14 protein-coding genes and 1 pseudogene are annotated in these 14,389 nt (G+C 64.4%); 1 reads left to right on the forward strand and 14 read right to left on the reverse strand.

Annotated elements, in window-relative coordinates; genetic code table 11:
* Positions 1-65: 65 nt before the first annotated feature.
* A complete protein-coding gene (locus ACP2YP_RS21165; protein ID WP_426418301.1) occupies positions 66-1,457 on the reverse strand; it encodes a peptidoglycan DD-metalloendopeptidase family protein in 1,392 nt (463 codons plus the stop codon).
* A gap of 109 nt (positions 1,458-1,566) precedes the next feature.
* Positions 1,567-2,214, reverse strand: coding sequence for a protein-L-isoaspartate(D-aspartate) O-methyltransferase (locus ACP2YP_RS21170; RefSeq protein WP_426418302.1), 648 nt, complete (start codon positions 2,212-2,214; stop codon positions 1,567-1,569).
* 242 nt (positions 2,215-2,456) lie between these two features.
* Here ACP2YP_RS21170 and ACP2YP_RS21175 point away from each other — a divergent pair, with 242 nt between their 5' ends.
* A complete protein-coding gene (locus ACP2YP_RS21175) occupies positions 2,457-2,828 on the forward strand; it encodes a response regulator (RefSeq protein WP_426418303.1) in 372 nt (123 codons plus the stop codon).
* Between the two features lie 3 nt (positions 2,829-2,831).
* On the opposite strand, the gene surE is transcribed toward ACP2YP_RS21175, so the two are convergent.
* From surE to ACP2YP_RS21235, 12 genes and pseudogenes are all read right to left on the reverse strand, one after another.
* Positions 2,832-3,599 (reverse strand): 5'/3'-nucleotidase SurE, encoded by a 768-nt coding sequence (gene surE, locus ACP2YP_RS21180; protein WP_426418304.1) that lies wholly within the window; start codon positions 3,597-3,599, stop codon positions 2,832-2,834.
* Between the two features lie 132 nt (positions 3,600-3,731).
* On the reverse strand, positions 3,732-4,094 hold the full coding sequence (locus ACP2YP_RS21185; RefSeq protein ID WP_426418305.1) for a hypothetical protein: 363 nt from the start codon (positions 4,092-4,094) through the stop codon (positions 3,732-3,734).
* 95 nt (positions 4,095-4,189) lie between these two features.
* A complete protein-coding gene (gene serS / locus ACP2YP_RS21190; RefSeq protein ID WP_426418306.1) occupies positions 4,190-5,521 on the reverse strand; it encodes a serine--tRNA ligase in 1,332 nt (443 codons plus the stop codon).
* Positions 5,522-5,709: 188 nt separating this feature from the next.
* A complete protein-coding gene (tatC, locus tag ACP2YP_RS21195) occupies positions 5,710-6,522 on the reverse strand; it encodes a twin-arginine translocase subunit TatC (RefSeq protein WP_426418307.1) in 813 nt (270 codons plus the stop codon).
* Positions 6,519-7,034: a Sec-independent protein translocase protein TatB gene (gene tatB / locus ACP2YP_RS21200; protein ID WP_426418308.1), complete on the reverse strand. Its 516-nt coding sequence runs from the start codon at positions 7,032-7,034 to the stop codon at positions 6,519-6,521. The genes tatC and tatB overlap by 4 nt, the downstream gene beginning before the upstream one ends.
* An 88-nt stretch (positions 7,035-7,122) precedes the next feature.
* On the reverse strand, positions 7,123-7,356 hold the full coding sequence (locus tag ACP2YP_RS21205; protein WP_027529733.1) for a twin-arginine translocase TatA/TatE family subunit: 234 nt from the start codon (positions 7,354-7,356) through the stop codon (positions 7,123-7,125).
* A 167-nt stretch (positions 7,357-7,523) separates the two neighbouring features.
* Complete coding sequence (scpB, locus tag ACP2YP_RS21210) at positions 7,524-8,264, reverse strand: SMC-Scp complex subunit ScpB (RefSeq protein WP_426418309.1); 741 nt, start codon at positions 8,262-8,264, stop codon at positions 7,524-7,526.
* Between the two features lie 21 nt (positions 8,265-8,285).
* Positions 8,286-9,125: a segregation and condensation protein A gene (locus tag ACP2YP_RS21215; RefSeq protein ID WP_426418310.1), complete on the reverse strand. Its 840-nt coding sequence runs from the start codon at positions 9,123-9,125 to the stop codon at positions 8,286-8,288.
* Positions 9,126-9,157: 32 nt separating this feature from the next.
* Positions 9,158-9,565: pseudogene (locus ACP2YP_RS21220) on the reverse strand (hypothetical protein); the annotation flags it as partial.
* A 45-nt stretch (positions 9,566-9,610) separates the two neighbouring features.
* On the reverse strand, positions 9,611-11,161 hold the full coding sequence (locus ACP2YP_RS21225) for an SPOR domain-containing protein (RefSeq protein ID WP_426426216.1): 1,551 nt from the start codon (positions 11,159-11,161) through the stop codon (positions 9,611-9,613).
* A 141-nt stretch (positions 11,162-11,302) separates the two neighbouring features.
* On the reverse strand, positions 11,303-13,090 hold the full coding sequence (argS, locus tag ACP2YP_RS21230; RefSeq protein ID WP_426418311.1) for an arginine--tRNA ligase: 1,788 nt from the start codon (positions 13,088-13,090) through the stop codon (positions 11,303-11,305).
* Between the two features lie 9 nt (positions 13,091-13,099).
* Entirely contained in the window at positions 13,100-14,308 is a 1,209-nt protein-coding gene (locus ACP2YP_RS21235; protein WP_426418312.1) for a deoxyguanosinetriphosphate triphosphohydrolase, read from the reverse strand.
* Between the last annotated feature and the right edge of the window lie 81 nt (positions 14,309-14,389).

Below are 14,389 nucleotides of genomic sequence, written 5' to 3' on the forward strand. Positions count from 1 at the left end.
GCCCGGTCAAGCCGGGCGACGACACCGTTCGCGGCTATAATGCCCCCGATTTCGGAGCCCGCGCCTCACGCCCCGTTCAGGAATTGAAGCGGGTCAACCGGGCTCGATCCCTTACGGATCTCGAAGTGGAGTTGCGGCGACGCCACCTCCCCGGATTGACCCGACTTGGCAATGACCTGACCGCGCTTGATGGGATCGCCCCGCTTCACCAACAGCTCACTCGCATGGGCATATGCGGTGACGTAGCCGTTGGAGTGCCGAACCAGGACCAGATTGCCGTAACCCTTCAGCTCGTTGCCGGAATAGGCAACGACGCCGTCTTCAGCCGCCTTGACCGGCGTCCCCTCGGGCACCGCGACATTGATGCCGTCATTGGACTTGCCGTTGGTCTTGGCGCCGTAGCTCGTGATCACCTTGCCGCGCACCGGCCAGCGGAAGGTCGGCAGCGAGCTGGTGGTCTCTGCCGCTTTCACCGGCGTCTCGGCGGGCTTCTCTTCGATATTGGTGGTGGCCTGGGCCAGCCGCGCGCTCTGCGCCGGCTGGGCAACAGCGGCCATCTTGGTGGTCGGTGCGGGTGCGGCCGCAACCGGCTGCAGCGCAGCCGCCATGGGGGCCGCGGCAACAGGCGCCGGAGCAAGCGGAGCGGCAATCGCTGCGGTCCTGGCGCCCGGCACGGTCAGCTTGGCGCCGAGCTTGAGTTTTGCCGACGGTGCGAGACCGTTGGCGCGAGCGAGCTCGGCCGCCGAGATGTGGTTCTTGCGCGCAATGTTGGCGAGCGTGTCGCCGTGATTGACGAAATGGAAGCTTGACGGTGCGGCAACGGCCGCAACCGGCTTCGGCGCCATCACCGGAGCGGCAGCAACCGGAGCCATGACCGGCGCGGGAGCAGCAGCCGTTGCACCTGGATGCGGGATGACCAGCTGCTGGCCGGGCGAGAGCGCGCGCGGCCCCTTATAGCCGTTGGCAGCCATGATCGTCTGCGGGGTCACGTGATAGCGCTTGGCGAGCACATCGAGCGTGTCGCTGGTGCCGACGATGATCTTGGTCCCACCGATCGGCTGGGCGGCCGCGACAGAGCGCGGCGGCACGGTGCCGGTCGCTTCAAGACGCGGCTGAGCCGGCGGCGTGTAGGAGCCGAGTCCGCGGCCACCTCCGGAAACGCCCCCACCCGCTGCAACCGGGTAGGATTGCGGCGCGGCGACCGCAGGCGGCGGCAAGGCCTGGGATTGATAATAGCCGGGCTGGGTCTGCGGCCGCGCATATTGCGGCAGCTCACGCTGCGGCGGCGGGGCCTGCTGGACCGAACCGGTCGATTCAGAGAAGGGATTGGAGAAGTTCGACTGGGACAGGCGCGACTGCATGTCGGCACTGCACCCTGCGAAGCTGAAGGAAATCAGCGCCAGCACCGCGACCTGCGGTACGCGGCGCGAGTAAAGCAACTCGGCGACAACAGACATGGTTACTCACTCGTACGCAACAGAACTGGTCTTTTAAGTAAACACGCGCCGAGTAAATAACGGCTTAACCCTCCCAATAAGATGTTGGATGCACTGTCGATCCGGAGTTCTACAGCTCCCGCGCCACGCCCGGCAGCGCCGGCACGAAGCGGACTTCGACGAGTTCCTTGCGTTCGATCCCGGCTTCGGTCCGGCTCAGCCGGGTCAACGTCTGCACGCCCTGATGCGGCCCGACCGGTGCAATCAGGATGCCGCCGACCTCGAGTCGCTCGACCAGGTTCTCCGGAATCTGCTCCACTGCGGCGGTGACGATGATGCGGTCGAACGGGCCTATATTCGGCAGATTGAGACCGTCGCCAAGCATCACCTCGACATTGTGATAGCCGAGCTTCTCAAGCCTGGCGCGTGCGGCATCCGCGAGCTTGCGGTAGCGCTCGACCGTCAGCACCTCGCGCGTCAGCCGCGACAGCACGGCGGCCTGGTAGCCGGAGCCGGCACCGATCTCGAGCACACGGTGCTGCTTCTGGAGCTGAAGCTGCTCGGTCATGTAGGCGACGACGAAAGGCTGGCTGATGGTCTGTCCACAGGCGATCGGCAGCGCGCTGTCACGGTAGGCGCCATCGCGATCGGCCTCCTCGACGAACAGATCGCGCGGCACCTCCTCCATGGTTCGCAGCACGGTCTGATTGCTGATGCCGCGACGCCTCAGCGTGAGCTGAAACATCATCTTTTCCGGCGGGGGCTGATTGGAGGTCATCACTGCTTATATCGTCTCGTCAGAAGGCCGGATCGTCGCACGCGTCGCTCAGGCCCGGGCAAGAATCCTGTTCCTGCTCAGGAACCTATGATAGCCTTTTGCTGCGGTATTTGACCACAAATTGGCTTGCAGCGGGCCAGCCGCAAACGCCATTTTTCGAGCGTCCGCTGGCCGAAACACGCATTGCGTCGATTCATGTTATCTGCGAACGTTTTCCGGAGATGGGCAAGGACTCAACGACAATGACCGCGACCGGGCTTTCGGGCCGCTCTGTATTCCTCGTCGAAGACGAGGTCATGATCAGAATGATGGTCGCGGATATGCTCGAAGAGCTCGGCTACAAGGTCGCGGCTGAAGCGGGCGATATCAACGAGGCCCTGCGGCTGGCCCAGGCCACCGAGTTCGACATCGCCATCCTCGACGTCAACGTCAACGGCAAGGTCATCTCGCCGGTTGCCGATCTCATCAAGCAAAAGGGTTGCCCGTTCATCTTTGCCACCGGCTACGGCTCGTCGGGCCTGCCCGAGCAATACCGCGACCGGCCGGCGCTTCAGAAGCCGTTTCAGCTCGACGCGCTCGGCAAGACCATCGAAGCCGCGCTTCGCGGCGGCTAGCCGCTACTTCAGCGTCGCGCTCAGCTCTTCGGAAAACGCTTCATTGGTGCGGTCGAGCCGGAGTGGCGTGACCGAGACGTAGCGCTCGCGCAGCGCCGCCAGATCAGTGCCGTCGGCCGGCGTGTCCATCATCGCCGCACGTTCGAAGCCGATCCAGAAATAGGGATTGTTGCGGCCATCCCTGCGCTCGTCGATCCTGAGGAAGCCGAGATTGCGCTTGCCCTGCCGCGTGACGCGAATGCCGAGCACGTCCTCCGGCGCGCAAGACGGGAAGTTGACGTTGATGACGGTGTCCTTCGGGATGCCGGCCTTGATCACCTTGCGCACGATGTCGGGACCGAATTTGCGCGCGGTGTCCCATGGCGGCCGCTCGCGCGTCTCGACGCTGAATTCCTGCGACAGCGCGAATGACGGGATGCCCAGGATGGTGCCTTCGAGCGCGCCGGCGATGGTGCCGGAGTAGACAACGTCCTCGGCAACGTTGCGGCCCTTGTTGACGCCGGAGAGCACGACATCGGGCAGCTTGGCGCCGAGGATATGCCGCGCGCCCATGATGACGCAGTCAGTCGGCGTGCCGCGCACCGCGAAGTGCCGAGGCCCGACTTCGCGCAGGCGCAGGGGATCGTTCAGCGACAGCGAATGCGACACGCCCGACTGATCGAGCTCGGGCGCCACCACCCAGACATCGTCGGACAGCGCGCCTGCAATCTCCTCCGCGACCTTAAGGCCGGGAGCGTGGATGCCGTCGTCATTGGTGCAGAGAATGCGCATGCCGGTGGTCGATTCCTGAGCTGGGGTCTGGCCGTCTTATCTGGCTATGGCTGATCAGGCAAACCGGCTTCGGCGCAGACCTCACCCGTAATCCTGCTCATCGCCGCAGCGCAACAATTGATCCCACTCGCTTTAGCGGCGGACGCGCCATTGCGGCAGGAAGCGCGCGAGCTTGCCCTCCGCGTGTAGATGCATCGCCGGCACGACTGGGCTGACGACGGGTGTCTCAATCACGCCGAGCGCCTTCAGCTGCGCAATGGACGGGGCCCACACGGGCGTCTCTGGAAAGCGCTCGCGCGCGACGGTCACCGCTTTGTCGAAATCCTCGACATTGACGCCCGGCTTGGCGCGCCGGCTTTGCACATACGTGTCGTCCCAGAGCCGCGCGATGTCGATGTCGAGCACGCCACGCAAGCGCTGGTCGACGGCCTGGATGCCGGCACCGGTCACCGCCCATTGTCGGCCGACCCAGAAGATGTCGCAGTGCAAGGCCATGGACGGTCGGTTCGCGTTGACGGGTGGCCAGCAGGATAACCGGCCGCCCGATCTTCGCAACCAAACGTTTCTGCCGCAACATCGGTCAATCGCGCTTACTCGCGCGCGACCACCTTCAGCCCGCCCACATAGGGCTGAAGCACGGTTGGGACGGCAATCGAGCCGTCCTCCTGCTGATAGGTCTCCATCACAGCGATCAGCGCGCGGCCGACCGCCGTGCCGGAGCCGTTTAGCGTGTGCACGAAGCGGGGCTTTCCGTCCGGCCCGCGCGAGCGCGCATCCATGCGCCGCGCCTGGAAATCGCCGCAGACCGAGCAGCTGGAGATCTCGCGGAACATGCCGCCCTCGCCCTGCCCGGGCATCCACACTTCAATATCATAGGTTTTTTGCGACGAAAAACCCATATCCCCCGCGCAGAGCGTCATGACGCGATAATGCAGGTCGAGCTTCTGCAGCACCTGCTCGGCGCAGGACAGCATCCGCTCCAGTTCGTCCTTGCTGGTTTCAGGCGTCGTGATCGAGACCAGCTCGACCTTGGTGAACTGATGCTGGCGGATCATTCCGCGGGTGTCGCGCCCCGCAGCGCCCGCCTCGGCGCGGAAGCACGGCGTCAGTGCGGTCAGCCGCATCGGCAGCTGCTTCTCGTCGAGAATGGATTCGCGGACGAGGTTGGTGAGCGAGACTTCCGCCGTCGGGATCAGACCGAGGCGCTCGGTCTTCAGCCGCTCATGATCGGGCGAGGCGAGAAGCTCGCCCTTGATCGCCCAGAACTGGTCGTCCTCGAACTTCGGCAACTGGCCGGTGCCGAACATCACCTCGTTGCGCACCAGGAGCGGCGGGTTGATCTCGGTATAGCCGTGCTCATTCGTGTGCAGGTCGAGCATGAACTGTCCGATCGCGCGTTCAAGGCGCGCCAGCCCCTTCTTCAGCACGACGAAGCGCGCGCCGGAGAGTTTTGCCGCCGCCTCGAAATCCATGTAGCCGAGCGCGGTACCGAGATCGTCATGCAGCTTCGGCGCAAAACCGTAATTGCGCCTGGCACCGAACACGTGGTGCTGGACGTTGCCGTGCTCATCGACGCCGTCGGGCACGTCGTCGAACGGAATGTTCGGGATCGCGGAGAGCGCGTCTTCGAGCTCCTTCGACGCGTCTTTCTCCTCAACAGTGAGCGTTGCGATCGAATCCTTCAGGTCTGCCACCTCCGCCATCAAAGTGGCGGCACGCGCGTCGTCCTTAGTTTTTTTGGCTTCGCCAACCTCTTTGGAGGCAGCATTGCGCCGAGCCTGATTCGTCTCAAGAACCCGAATAATGGCGCGACGCCGCTCATCAATCGAGATCAAGTGATCCGCCATCGGCTTCAGTCCCCGCCGAGCGAGGCCGGCGTCGAAAGCTTGCGGATTGTCGCGGATCGATTTGATGTCGTGCATGGCGGCGGTCCTGGATAAGCGTGCAAACATACAACGGAGAACGTTGTAAGTCAGCGTTCCCCCTAGCACGGCCGTCCTCGGCCACGAAAGGCGATTCAGTATTCCAGTGATGGTGGTGATTCTTCGAGGGGGGCCGCGGCGTATTGGTCTCCCCGCCTTCTCGGGGAACGACAGCGAGGCTAGCCGCCCTACTCCGCCGGGTTGGCCGGCGTCGACGCGTCGGTGCCGGTCGTGGACTGCGAGGCGGCTGCCTTCTTCTCCACCATGGAGACTGCGATGATCGAGCCCTCGTAGAGCGCCAGCAGGGGAATCGCGAGCGAGCACTGGCTCAGGATGTCCGGCGGCGTCAGGACGGCCGCGATGATGAAGGCGAGCACGATGAAATAGCGGCGTTTTTCACGCAGCATCTTCGCCGAGACGATGCCGATCCGGCCCAGAAGCGTGAGGATCACCGGAAGCTGGAAGGCGATGCCGAACGCGAAGATCAACGACATCGTCAGCGACAGATATTCGCCGACCTTGGGCAGGAGCTGAATCTGCGCGGTCTCCTCGCCGCCCGACTGCTGCATGCCAAGTGAAAAACGGACCAGCATCGGCAGCACGACGAAATAGACCAGCATTGATCCCAGAACGAAGAAGAACGGGGTCGCGACCAGATAAGGCAGGAAAGCCTGCTTCTCGTGCTTGTAAAGGCCCGGCGCGACGAACGCGTAGATCTGCGTCGCAACGATCGGGAACGAGATGAAGCCGGCGCCGAACAGCGCGAGCTTGAGCTGGGTGATGAAATATTCCAGCAGCGCCGTGTAGATGAATTTCGAGTTCTCAGGCCCCGCGACCCACACGAACGGCCAGACCAGCACGTTGTAGATCTGCTTGGCAAAGAAGAAGCAGCAGATGAAAGCTACGCCGAATCCGAGCAGCGCCTTGATCAGCCGCGACCGCAGCTCGATCAGATGGTCCATCAGCGGGGCCTTGCTGGCCTCGATATCGGCGTCGCTCATGACGCTTTGGCGTCCTTGATCGCTTCCGGCGCCGTGTCTTGTGTAACAGTGTCCTGCGCAACCGGTGTCTGCTCGACCTCACGGGTGATGGCGAGCGGCTCGTTCAGGGCCGCATGTGCCTCGGCTTCCACGAAGGTCTCCGGCGTCGGCGCTTCAGGCGTAGTCGGGCTTGCCGGCGGTTCGATCGCACCAGTCGCGGTAGTCTCTGCCGGCTTGTCGAGCGCATCGACGCGCAGCGCGTCGCTGACGTCCTTCTGCAGCGAGGTCATCAGACCGCCGCCGGTGAAGCCGGAGGCGGCTTCCTTGACCTCGTCAAAGCTCTTCTTGAGGTCAGCCATCTCGGCCTCGCGCATCGCCTCCTGGAACTGGCCCTGGAATTCGGCGGCCATCTTGCGGGCCTTGCCCATCCATTGGCCGACCATGCGCAGCACGCCCGGCAGCTCTTTCGGGCCAATGGCGACCAGGGCCACGACCCCGATCAAAACCAGCTCACTCCACCCGATGTCGAACATGACGTCTTCCGTTCACGCGAAGCCACGACCGGCCCAATCCCTCACGCGCAGGATCGGGTGCGTTTCCCGCGTCTCGCGTGCTCCTGGCTCAGACGGCCTTGCTGCCGACGTCGGACCGTGCCGCGGTCGGCGCCGCATTGTGCTCGATGGATTTCGAGGGCTCCTGCTTCTCGGCGGGCTTGTCGTCGTCCTGCATGCCCTTCTTGAAGGCCTTGATGCCCTGCGCCACGTCGCCCATCAGATCCGAAATCTTGCCGCGGCCGAACAGCAACAGGACCACTGCGATCACCAGGATCCAGTGCCAAATGCTAAGTGAACCCATCCTGCAACCCTCCAAACGCGCATGGCCGAGACCCGGCCGATCTTGACCGGAACGTAGGCTTCGCAGGCCTCAAAAACAAGGACCAAGGCAGCGCCAATTCGCTGTTGGCGCTACGTAATCTTGCTAGTGTTAACTGGTCGCAGGGGGCCTGCCGAAGAGCCGGAGGATCACTCCTCGCTTCCGCCCTCGCCGCCCTCCGGCGGTGTTTCGGGTTCGACCGCCGGCGCCAGCGCCAGATCGAGGTCCTCGCCGGGTTCCAGCGGATCCTCGTCCTCACGCAGCTGCGGGTCATCCGAGGGCGTCGGCACGCTGAAGCCAGTCGGCAGGCGCGAATCCAGCAGTCCCGTGCCCTTCAGCTCTTCCAGGCCTGGCAGATCGCCAAGCTGTTCCAGGGTGAACTGCGACAGGAAATCCTCGGTGGTTCCGAAGGTCAGCGGGCGGCCGGGTGTCTTGCGACGGCCACGCGGCTTGATCCAGCCGGTCTCCAGCAGCACGTCGAGCGTGCCCTTGGAGGTCACGACGCCGCGGATCTCTTCGATCTCGGCACGCGTCACCGGCTGGTGATAGGCGATGATCGCCAGCACCTCGATGGCCGCACGCGACAGGCGGCGGGTTTCGGTGCTCTCGCGCGTCATCAGCCAGGCAAGATCGCCGGCGGTGCGGAACGTCCATTTGTTGGCGACCCGCACGAGGTTCACGCCCCGCAAGGCGTAGTCGGCCTGGAGCTGCTCGAGCGCAGCCTTCACGTCGACACCCTCAGGCATGCGCTTGGCCAGCGTCGCCGTATCCAGTGGTTCGTTCGAAGCAAACAGCAGCGCTTCCAGCAGCCGCAATTCTTCGGGACGTGCCTGGGATTCGTTCTCCATCGGCTCGGCCTCTTCTACCCGCACTTCAGCCAGGCTTGCCATGGCAGCTTCTCCTTCTTGCACTTAACCGACCGGCGCATCGGGCGCAGGAGCTGCGTCCACGACCGGCTTCGGGCGCCCCTTCCGGAAATAGATGGGCGCAAACGCCTGTTTCTGGTTCAGCTCGAGCTGACCTTCACGCACCAGCTCGAGCGCGGCGGCGAAGCTCGAGGCGAACACCGTCGCGCGCTGCGTCGGATCGGCGACGTGACGGATCAGGAAATCGTCGAGCACGCCCCAATCGTCCCGCTCGGTGATGCTGCCGACCAGCCGCTCCAGCGTGGCGCGCGCCTCGGCGAGCGACCACACCGTGCGCTTGGCCAGATGCACGCTCGCCAGCACGCGCGACTGGCGCTGTGAGGCATAGGCTGTGAGCAGGTCGTACAGCGTAGCCGTGTATTTCGGATGCCGGATCTCGGCGATCTGCTCGGGCTCGCCGCGCGGGAAGATGTCCCGCTGGAGCTGCGGCCTGTTCATTAACCGGTTGGCGGCTTCGCGAATGGCTTCCAGGCGGCGCAGACGATTGGCGAGCGCAGTTGCCATTTCCTCGGCGCTGGGACCCTCCGCGCTCGGCGGCTCCGGCAGCAGCAGGCGCGACTTCAGGAAGGCCAGCCAAGCGGCCATCACGAGATAGTCCGCCGCAAGCTCGAGCCGGATCTTTCGCGCAGCTTCGATGAAGTGAAGGTACTGGTCGGCCAGCGCCAGGATCGAGATCTTGGCGAGATCGACCTTCTGCTGCCGCGCCAGCGCGAGCAGGAGATCGAGCGGGCCTTCGTAGCCCTCGACGTCGACCACCAACGCCGGCTCGCCCTCGGCCAGCTCTGCGGGCCGCCCGGTTTCAAACGATAGGATTTCTGCGGTCATGCGGATGCCGTGGTTGCGGTCAATGCGTCCAGTTCCGCATTGTCATTGCTGTGAAGCGTCGTGTCGCAGCCGGCCGCGAACATGGCGCGAATACGCTCGGCGATGCCTCCCGCCAGCGCGTTCATCGGCACGTCATCACTCATTAACAAATCCTGGAACCCGACTGCGCTGCGAATCAGCTGAGCAATCATTGTCGCAGAAGTCGTCACCGGATGGGCGGGGTCGGCGGCGCCATCCACGGGAATGCTGAGACTGCCGAGATTGGCCGCGGTCAACCCCGTGACCGTCAATTCCTTAAGTAGCACCGTGACTTGCGTGGAAATTTCGATACTACGCCTGAAGGGAATGAGGTCCCATGAGCATTCGGCACAGCCAAACGCCAGCTCGGCGGCGGTCAGTTCCGTTCCGGATACGCCGGTATTGAAGGCCCGCGTGCTCATAGGGCCGATTAACCCTGCCCCGGGAGGGGGTCAAGGAAACGGCCGCTAATTCCTCTGGACGAAGCAGGACGGCAGGCCAGCCGACTTCAGATTGTTGCAGGCCTGCACCGCCTCGTCGGCCGAGCCATACGGTCCGGCGAAGGCACGGTAGACGATACCTTTGCCCTTATCGGTCAGATCGACACGCTTGATAACCGGCGAGCGGCCGCCGAGTACGCTGCCATATTTGCTCTGGAGCACCCGGTAGGACGCCGCGGCGCTATCCTCGCTCTGCTGCGAGGACACCTGCACGACGAAGCCGCCACCGCCGCTGGGCGCGGGTGCAATTTGGGTCGGATTGGTGGCGGCCATACGCTGCGGCGGTTGGGCCGGCGCAGCCTGCGGCGCCAGCGAGAGGGGCTGGTTGGCGCTGGCATTGGCCGAGGTCGGCGGCGTATGCGGCGCGGCCGGCTTCGGCGGCGCGGCCGGCTTGGCCGTTGACGGCGCGGCGGCCTGCGGCGCGGCGCTGTCGGTCTGGTCACCCTTCACAACCACGACCTTGACTGAGCGTGGCGCACTGTTCGGCATCGTCCCGTTGCTTGGGATCGGACCGGCATTCGGTGGCGGAACGTTGGACGACGACACGCTCGCAACCGGCGGCGGGTTCGCATTCTGGTTCAGCGGCGGAAACACCACGCGCGGACCGGCTGCCTTGGTGTTGACGTCGACGGGCGCCTCCTCGCGCGGCACGATCTTCTCGCTACCATCGCCGCTCACCATGCGGTCCGGCACCTTGGCCGAAGAGTCCGATGGCGCCGGCACGATCTTGGTCGGGGTATTGTCGGCCTTGATGATTGGCGGCTCGCCGCTGCGGGGCGAGCCGACATAGGTCTTGTAGGCGAAGGCAGCGCCAGTTCCGACCACGGCCAGCGCGAGGATCGCGGCGACCGTCATCATGCCGCCGCGCGATTTCCTGGGCTCGTCGAGATCGGCCTCGGGATAGTCGCTCTGGAACGCGTAAGGATCGTCGGGATAGGCCGGCTCACGCTGAAAATCCTGCTCGCCCGACTCGAGGCGTCCGTACAGCGCATCATCGTAACGCGCCGGATCGGGTTGCTCGTGCGGCGCCTCGTAGGCTTGATCCTGAGCCTGCTCCTGATGGTAGGCCTGATGCTGGTAAGCCTGATCCTGGTAGGCGCGGTCCTGATAGGCCTGCGGCTGATGAAACTCAGGCTCCGGCGCAGCCGGCTGGGCTGAATAGCGATGCAGCGGATGAACGGGATTCACGGCGACGGGGTAGTCAGGCTCGGACGCCGGCTGCGGTTGCACGTTGGCGCGCCGCATCCATGACGGCGGACCCGGCTGAGGCGCGGCGGCTTGCTCGGCGTAGTCCTGCTGATCGTCGTCCTGCGAATAATCGTCGTCCTGATAAGTTTGTGCGGGCGCTGGCGCTGCTGCCGGCCGCGCATTTGGGCGGCCCTGTGCTGCGAACGGATCGGTTTGTCCGATCAGGCGGGCGAGCTCGGCCAAGGGATCGTTCTCCGCCTTGCCATGCTGGTCGGCGCCGCGACCATAGTCGTCGGAGGGAAACTGTCTGTCGTGATATCGTTCGGCCATCGTGATGATGCGTCCCTTCGGGAAAGCCGCGCGCCCCTCGACCAAGGCACGGCTTTCGACCCACAAGGCTTTCAACCAAGTCTAAGCGATCCGGCTTCTGCCGGTTACCCCCAAAATTCCCCTTAAGTAGTTCGCCCCAAACTACCGCATCTCGTCCGGAGCATGGACGCCGAGGATGGCGAGGCCCGATGCCAGGACGGAGACGACGCCCTGGACCATGGCCAGTCGCGCCTTCGTTAGATCTGCATCATTATTGATAATGAAGCGTAAATAGGGCAAATCGCGCCCCTTCGTCCAAAGTGCATGAAATTCGCTGGCTAAATCATAGAGATAGAAGGCAATTCGGTGCGGCTCATGGGCCGCGGCGGCCGCTTCCAGCATCCTCGGATAAATTGCGAGACGCTTGAGAAGGTCGAGCTCGACGGGGTCCGACAGCCGTTCCACCGCCGACTCACTGAGCCAGGCGATCCGCTTGCCCGAATCGTCCGGCAGTTCCGGGAACACTTCGGCCCGCGCGTTGCGGAAGATCGAATGGCCGCGGGCGTGGCCGTACTGGACGTAGAACACCGGGTTGTCGCGCGACTGTTCCATGACCTTGGCGAGATCGAAATCCAGCACCGCGTCGTTCTTGCGGTAGAGCATCATGAAGCGGACAGCGTCCTGGCCGACTTCATCCACCACCTCACGCAAGGTGACGAAGTCTCCGCTCCGCTTGGACATTTTCACCGGCTCGCCGTTGCGCAGCAACTTCACGAGCTGGACGATCTTGACGTCGAGCGCGCCCTTACCAGAGGTCGTCGCCTTCACCGCCGCCTGCATGCGCTTGATGTAGCCGCCGTGATCGGCGCCCCAGACGTCGATCATCTCCGCAAAACCACGGTCGAACTTGTTCTTGTGGTAGGCGATGTCGGAGGCGAAGTAGGTGTAGGAATTGTCCGACTTGATCAGCGGACGATCGACATCGTCGCCGTAGGCGGTCGCCTTGAACAGCAACTGTTCGCGGTCTTCCCAGTCCTCGACCGGTGCGCCCTTCGGCGGCGGCAGGCGGCCTTCATAGATATCGCCCTTGGCCTTCAGGAAGTCGATGGTCTCGGCAACCTTGTTGTTGCCGGTCTCGATTAGCGAGCGCTCGGAGAAGAAGACGTCGTGCCGTATGTTGAGGGCGGCCAGATCGTCCCTAATCTCGTCCATCATCATCGCGATCGCCTTGGCCCTCACCGTCGGCAGCCACGCGGCCTCGCCCATCGCGAGCAGTTTGTCGCCATGCTCCTTCGCCAGCGCCTGCCCGACCGGCTTTAGATAGTCGCCGGGATAGAGGCCTTCCGGGATCGCACCGATGTCCTCGCCGAGCGCCTCGCGGTATCTGAGAAAGGCGGAACGCGCGAGCACGTCGACCTGCGCGCCGGCATCGTTGATGTAATATTCGCGGGTGACGTCGTGGCCGCCGAACTGCAGCAGGCTCGCCAGCGCGTCGCCGAACACGGCGCCGCGGCAGTGGCCGACATGCATCGGTCCGGTCGGATTGGCCGAGACGTATTCGACATTGACCTTGGAGCCGCCGCGAACGCGGCCGTAATCGGCGCCCTCACGCAGCACCGTCCGCAGCGCCTCCGCCCACGCGGCGGGTTTCAGCGTCAAATTGATGAAGCCGGGACCGGCAACGTCGACCTTGGCGATCAGCACATCAGAGCGGAGCTGCTCGGCGATCTGCTCGGCGAGGTCGCGCGGCTTGGCCTTTGCCTCTTTCGCAAGCACCATGGCGGCGTTGGTCGCCATGTCGCCGTGGGTCGCATCGCGCGGCGGCTCGACCACCACGCGCGAGAAATCGATGCCCTCGGGCCAGTTGGCTTCCGCGAGCGCGCGGCAGGCGGCGTGCACGCGTGCGAGCACGTCGGCGAACAAATGCGGTGCTGAGGATGTGTCGGGCATGGGCGCCGCCTAACGCAAATCCGGGGTCGAGTCAAAGAGCCGCTGGTGTTCGGTCAGGGCGAAACGGTCGGTCATTCCGGCAATGAAATTGCCGATCCGGCGGGCCCGGTCGCCCTCGTCGTCCGCCTCCGCCCCGACCAGCCATTCCGGGGGCAGGTCGGCCGGCGATGTCAGGTACTTTGCGAACAAGTCGAACAGAATCTGTTCCGCCTCCGCCATCACCCGCATCACCCGCTTGTGGCGGTACATGTGTCCGTAGAGAAATCGCTTGATGGCGGCCTCTTCCTCGGCGACGCCGGCTGGGAACCCGATCAGCGCCCGGCTCTGCTGGCGCACGTCCTGGGCCGATTGCGGCCGGACGGCGGCGATGTTCTTCTGCGCCTCCGCGAATACCGCGCCGATCAAATGCGAGATCAACTCGCGCACCAGTTCGGCGCCGCGCCTGACGTCTTCGAGATCGGGATAATGCGCCGAGGTCTCGGCGATGATCTCCGCGGTGAGCGGCATGACCTTGAGATCGTCGAGATGGAACAGGCCGGCGCGCAGACCGTCGTCGATATCGTGGGCGTCGTAGGCGATGTCGTCGGCGATCGCGGCGACCTGCGCTTCCAGCGAGGCGAAGCTCCAGAGTTCGAGATCATAGGTCTTGATATAGTCGGCGATGCCGACGGGAATGCCGTGCTCGCGGTAGCGCCCGACCGGCGCGCCGCTGCGATCGGTCAGCGGACCGTTGTGCTTGACGATGCCCTCCAGCGACTCCCAGGTGAGGTTGAGCCCGTCGAATTCGGGATAGCGGTGCTCCAGCGAGCCGACCACGCGAAGTGCCTGGGCGTTGTGATCGAAGCCGCCGAAATCCTTCAGGCAGGCGTCCAGCGCCCGCTCGCCGGCATGGCCGAACGGCGGATGGCCGAGATCGTGGGCGAGCGCCAGGGTTTCCGTGAGGTCCTCGTCCAGCCCAAGCTGGCGCGCCAGCGCACGGGCGATCTGAGCCACCTCCAGCGAATGGGTCAGCCGGGTGCGGTAATGGTCGCCTTCATGGAACACGAATACCTGGGTCTTGTACTTCAGGCGACGGAACGCGGTCGAGTGGATCACCCGGTCGCAATCGCGCCGGAACGGGCTCCGGGTCCGGCTCGGCGGCTCGGCGACCAGCCGGCCGCGGCTGCGATCGGGGTCGCAGGCATAGGGCGCATGGGGGGCTGCCATTCCAACGGACACGACGAATTTAGTCCCTATCCATTTGATTCTGCGTATCCTTGCACTTAACTATGCCGGACGCGGGATACCAAATGAATTGGG

Source organism: Bradyrhizobium genosp. A (assembly GCF_049949275.1).
GTDB lineage: Bacteria > Pseudomonadota > Alphaproteobacteria > Rhizobiales > Xanthobacteraceae > Bradyrhizobium.

What these genes read in the sequence shown, in the direction of transcription:
- ACP2YP_RS21165 (WP_426418301.1), bottom strand. Translation starts at nt 1,457, where the DNA reads ATGTCTGTTGTCGCCGAGTTGCTTTACTCGCGCCGCGTACCGCAGGTC.
- ACP2YP_RS21170 (WP_426418302.1), bottom strand. Translation starts at nt 2,214, where the DNA reads ATGACCTCCAATCAGCCCCCGCCGGAAAAGATGATGTTTCAGCTCACG.
- ACP2YP_RS21175 (WP_426418303.1), top strand. Translation starts at nt 2,457, where the DNA reads ATGACCGCGACCGGGCTTTCGGGCCGCTCTGTATTCCTCGTCGAAGAC.
- surE (WP_426418304.1), bottom strand. Translation starts at nt 3,599, where the DNA reads ATGCGCATTCTCTGCACCAATGACGACGGCATCCACGCTCCCGGCCTT.
- ACP2YP_RS21185 (WP_426418305.1), bottom strand. Translation starts at nt 4,094, where the DNA reads ATGGCCTTGCACTGCGACATCTTCTGGGTCGGCCGACAATGGGCGGTG.
- serS (WP_426418306.1), bottom strand. Translation starts at nt 5,521, where the DNA reads ATGCACGACATCAAATCGATCCGCGACAATCCGCAAGCTTTCGACGCC.
- tatC (WP_426418307.1), bottom strand. Translation starts at nt 6,522, where the DNA reads ATGAGCGACGCCGATATCGAGGCCAGCAAGGCCCCGCTGATGGACCAT.
- tatB (WP_426418308.1), bottom strand. Translation starts at nt 7,034, where the DNA reads ATGTTCGACATCGGGTGGAGTGAGCTGGTTTTGATCGGGGTCGTGGCC.
- ACP2YP_RS21205 (WP_027529733.1), bottom strand. Translation starts at nt 7,356, where the DNA reads ATGGGTTCACTTAGCATTTGGCACTGGATCCTGGTGATCGCAGTGGTC.
- scpB (WP_426418309.1), bottom strand. Translation starts at nt 8,264, where the DNA reads ATGGCAAGCCTGGCTGAAGTGCGGGTAGAAGAGGCCGAGCCGATGGAG.
- ACP2YP_RS21215 (WP_426418310.1), bottom strand. Translation starts at nt 9,125, where the DNA reads ATGACCGCAGAAATCCTATCGTTTGAAACCGGGCGGCCCGCAGAGCTG.
- ACP2YP_RS21225 (WP_426426216.1), bottom strand. Translation starts at nt 11,161, where the DNA reads ATGGCCGAACGATATCACGACAGACAGTTTCCCTCCGACGACTATGGT.
- argS (WP_426418311.1), bottom strand. Translation starts at nt 13,090, where the DNA reads ATGCCCGACACATCCTCAGCACCGCATTTGTTCGCCGACGTGCTCGCA.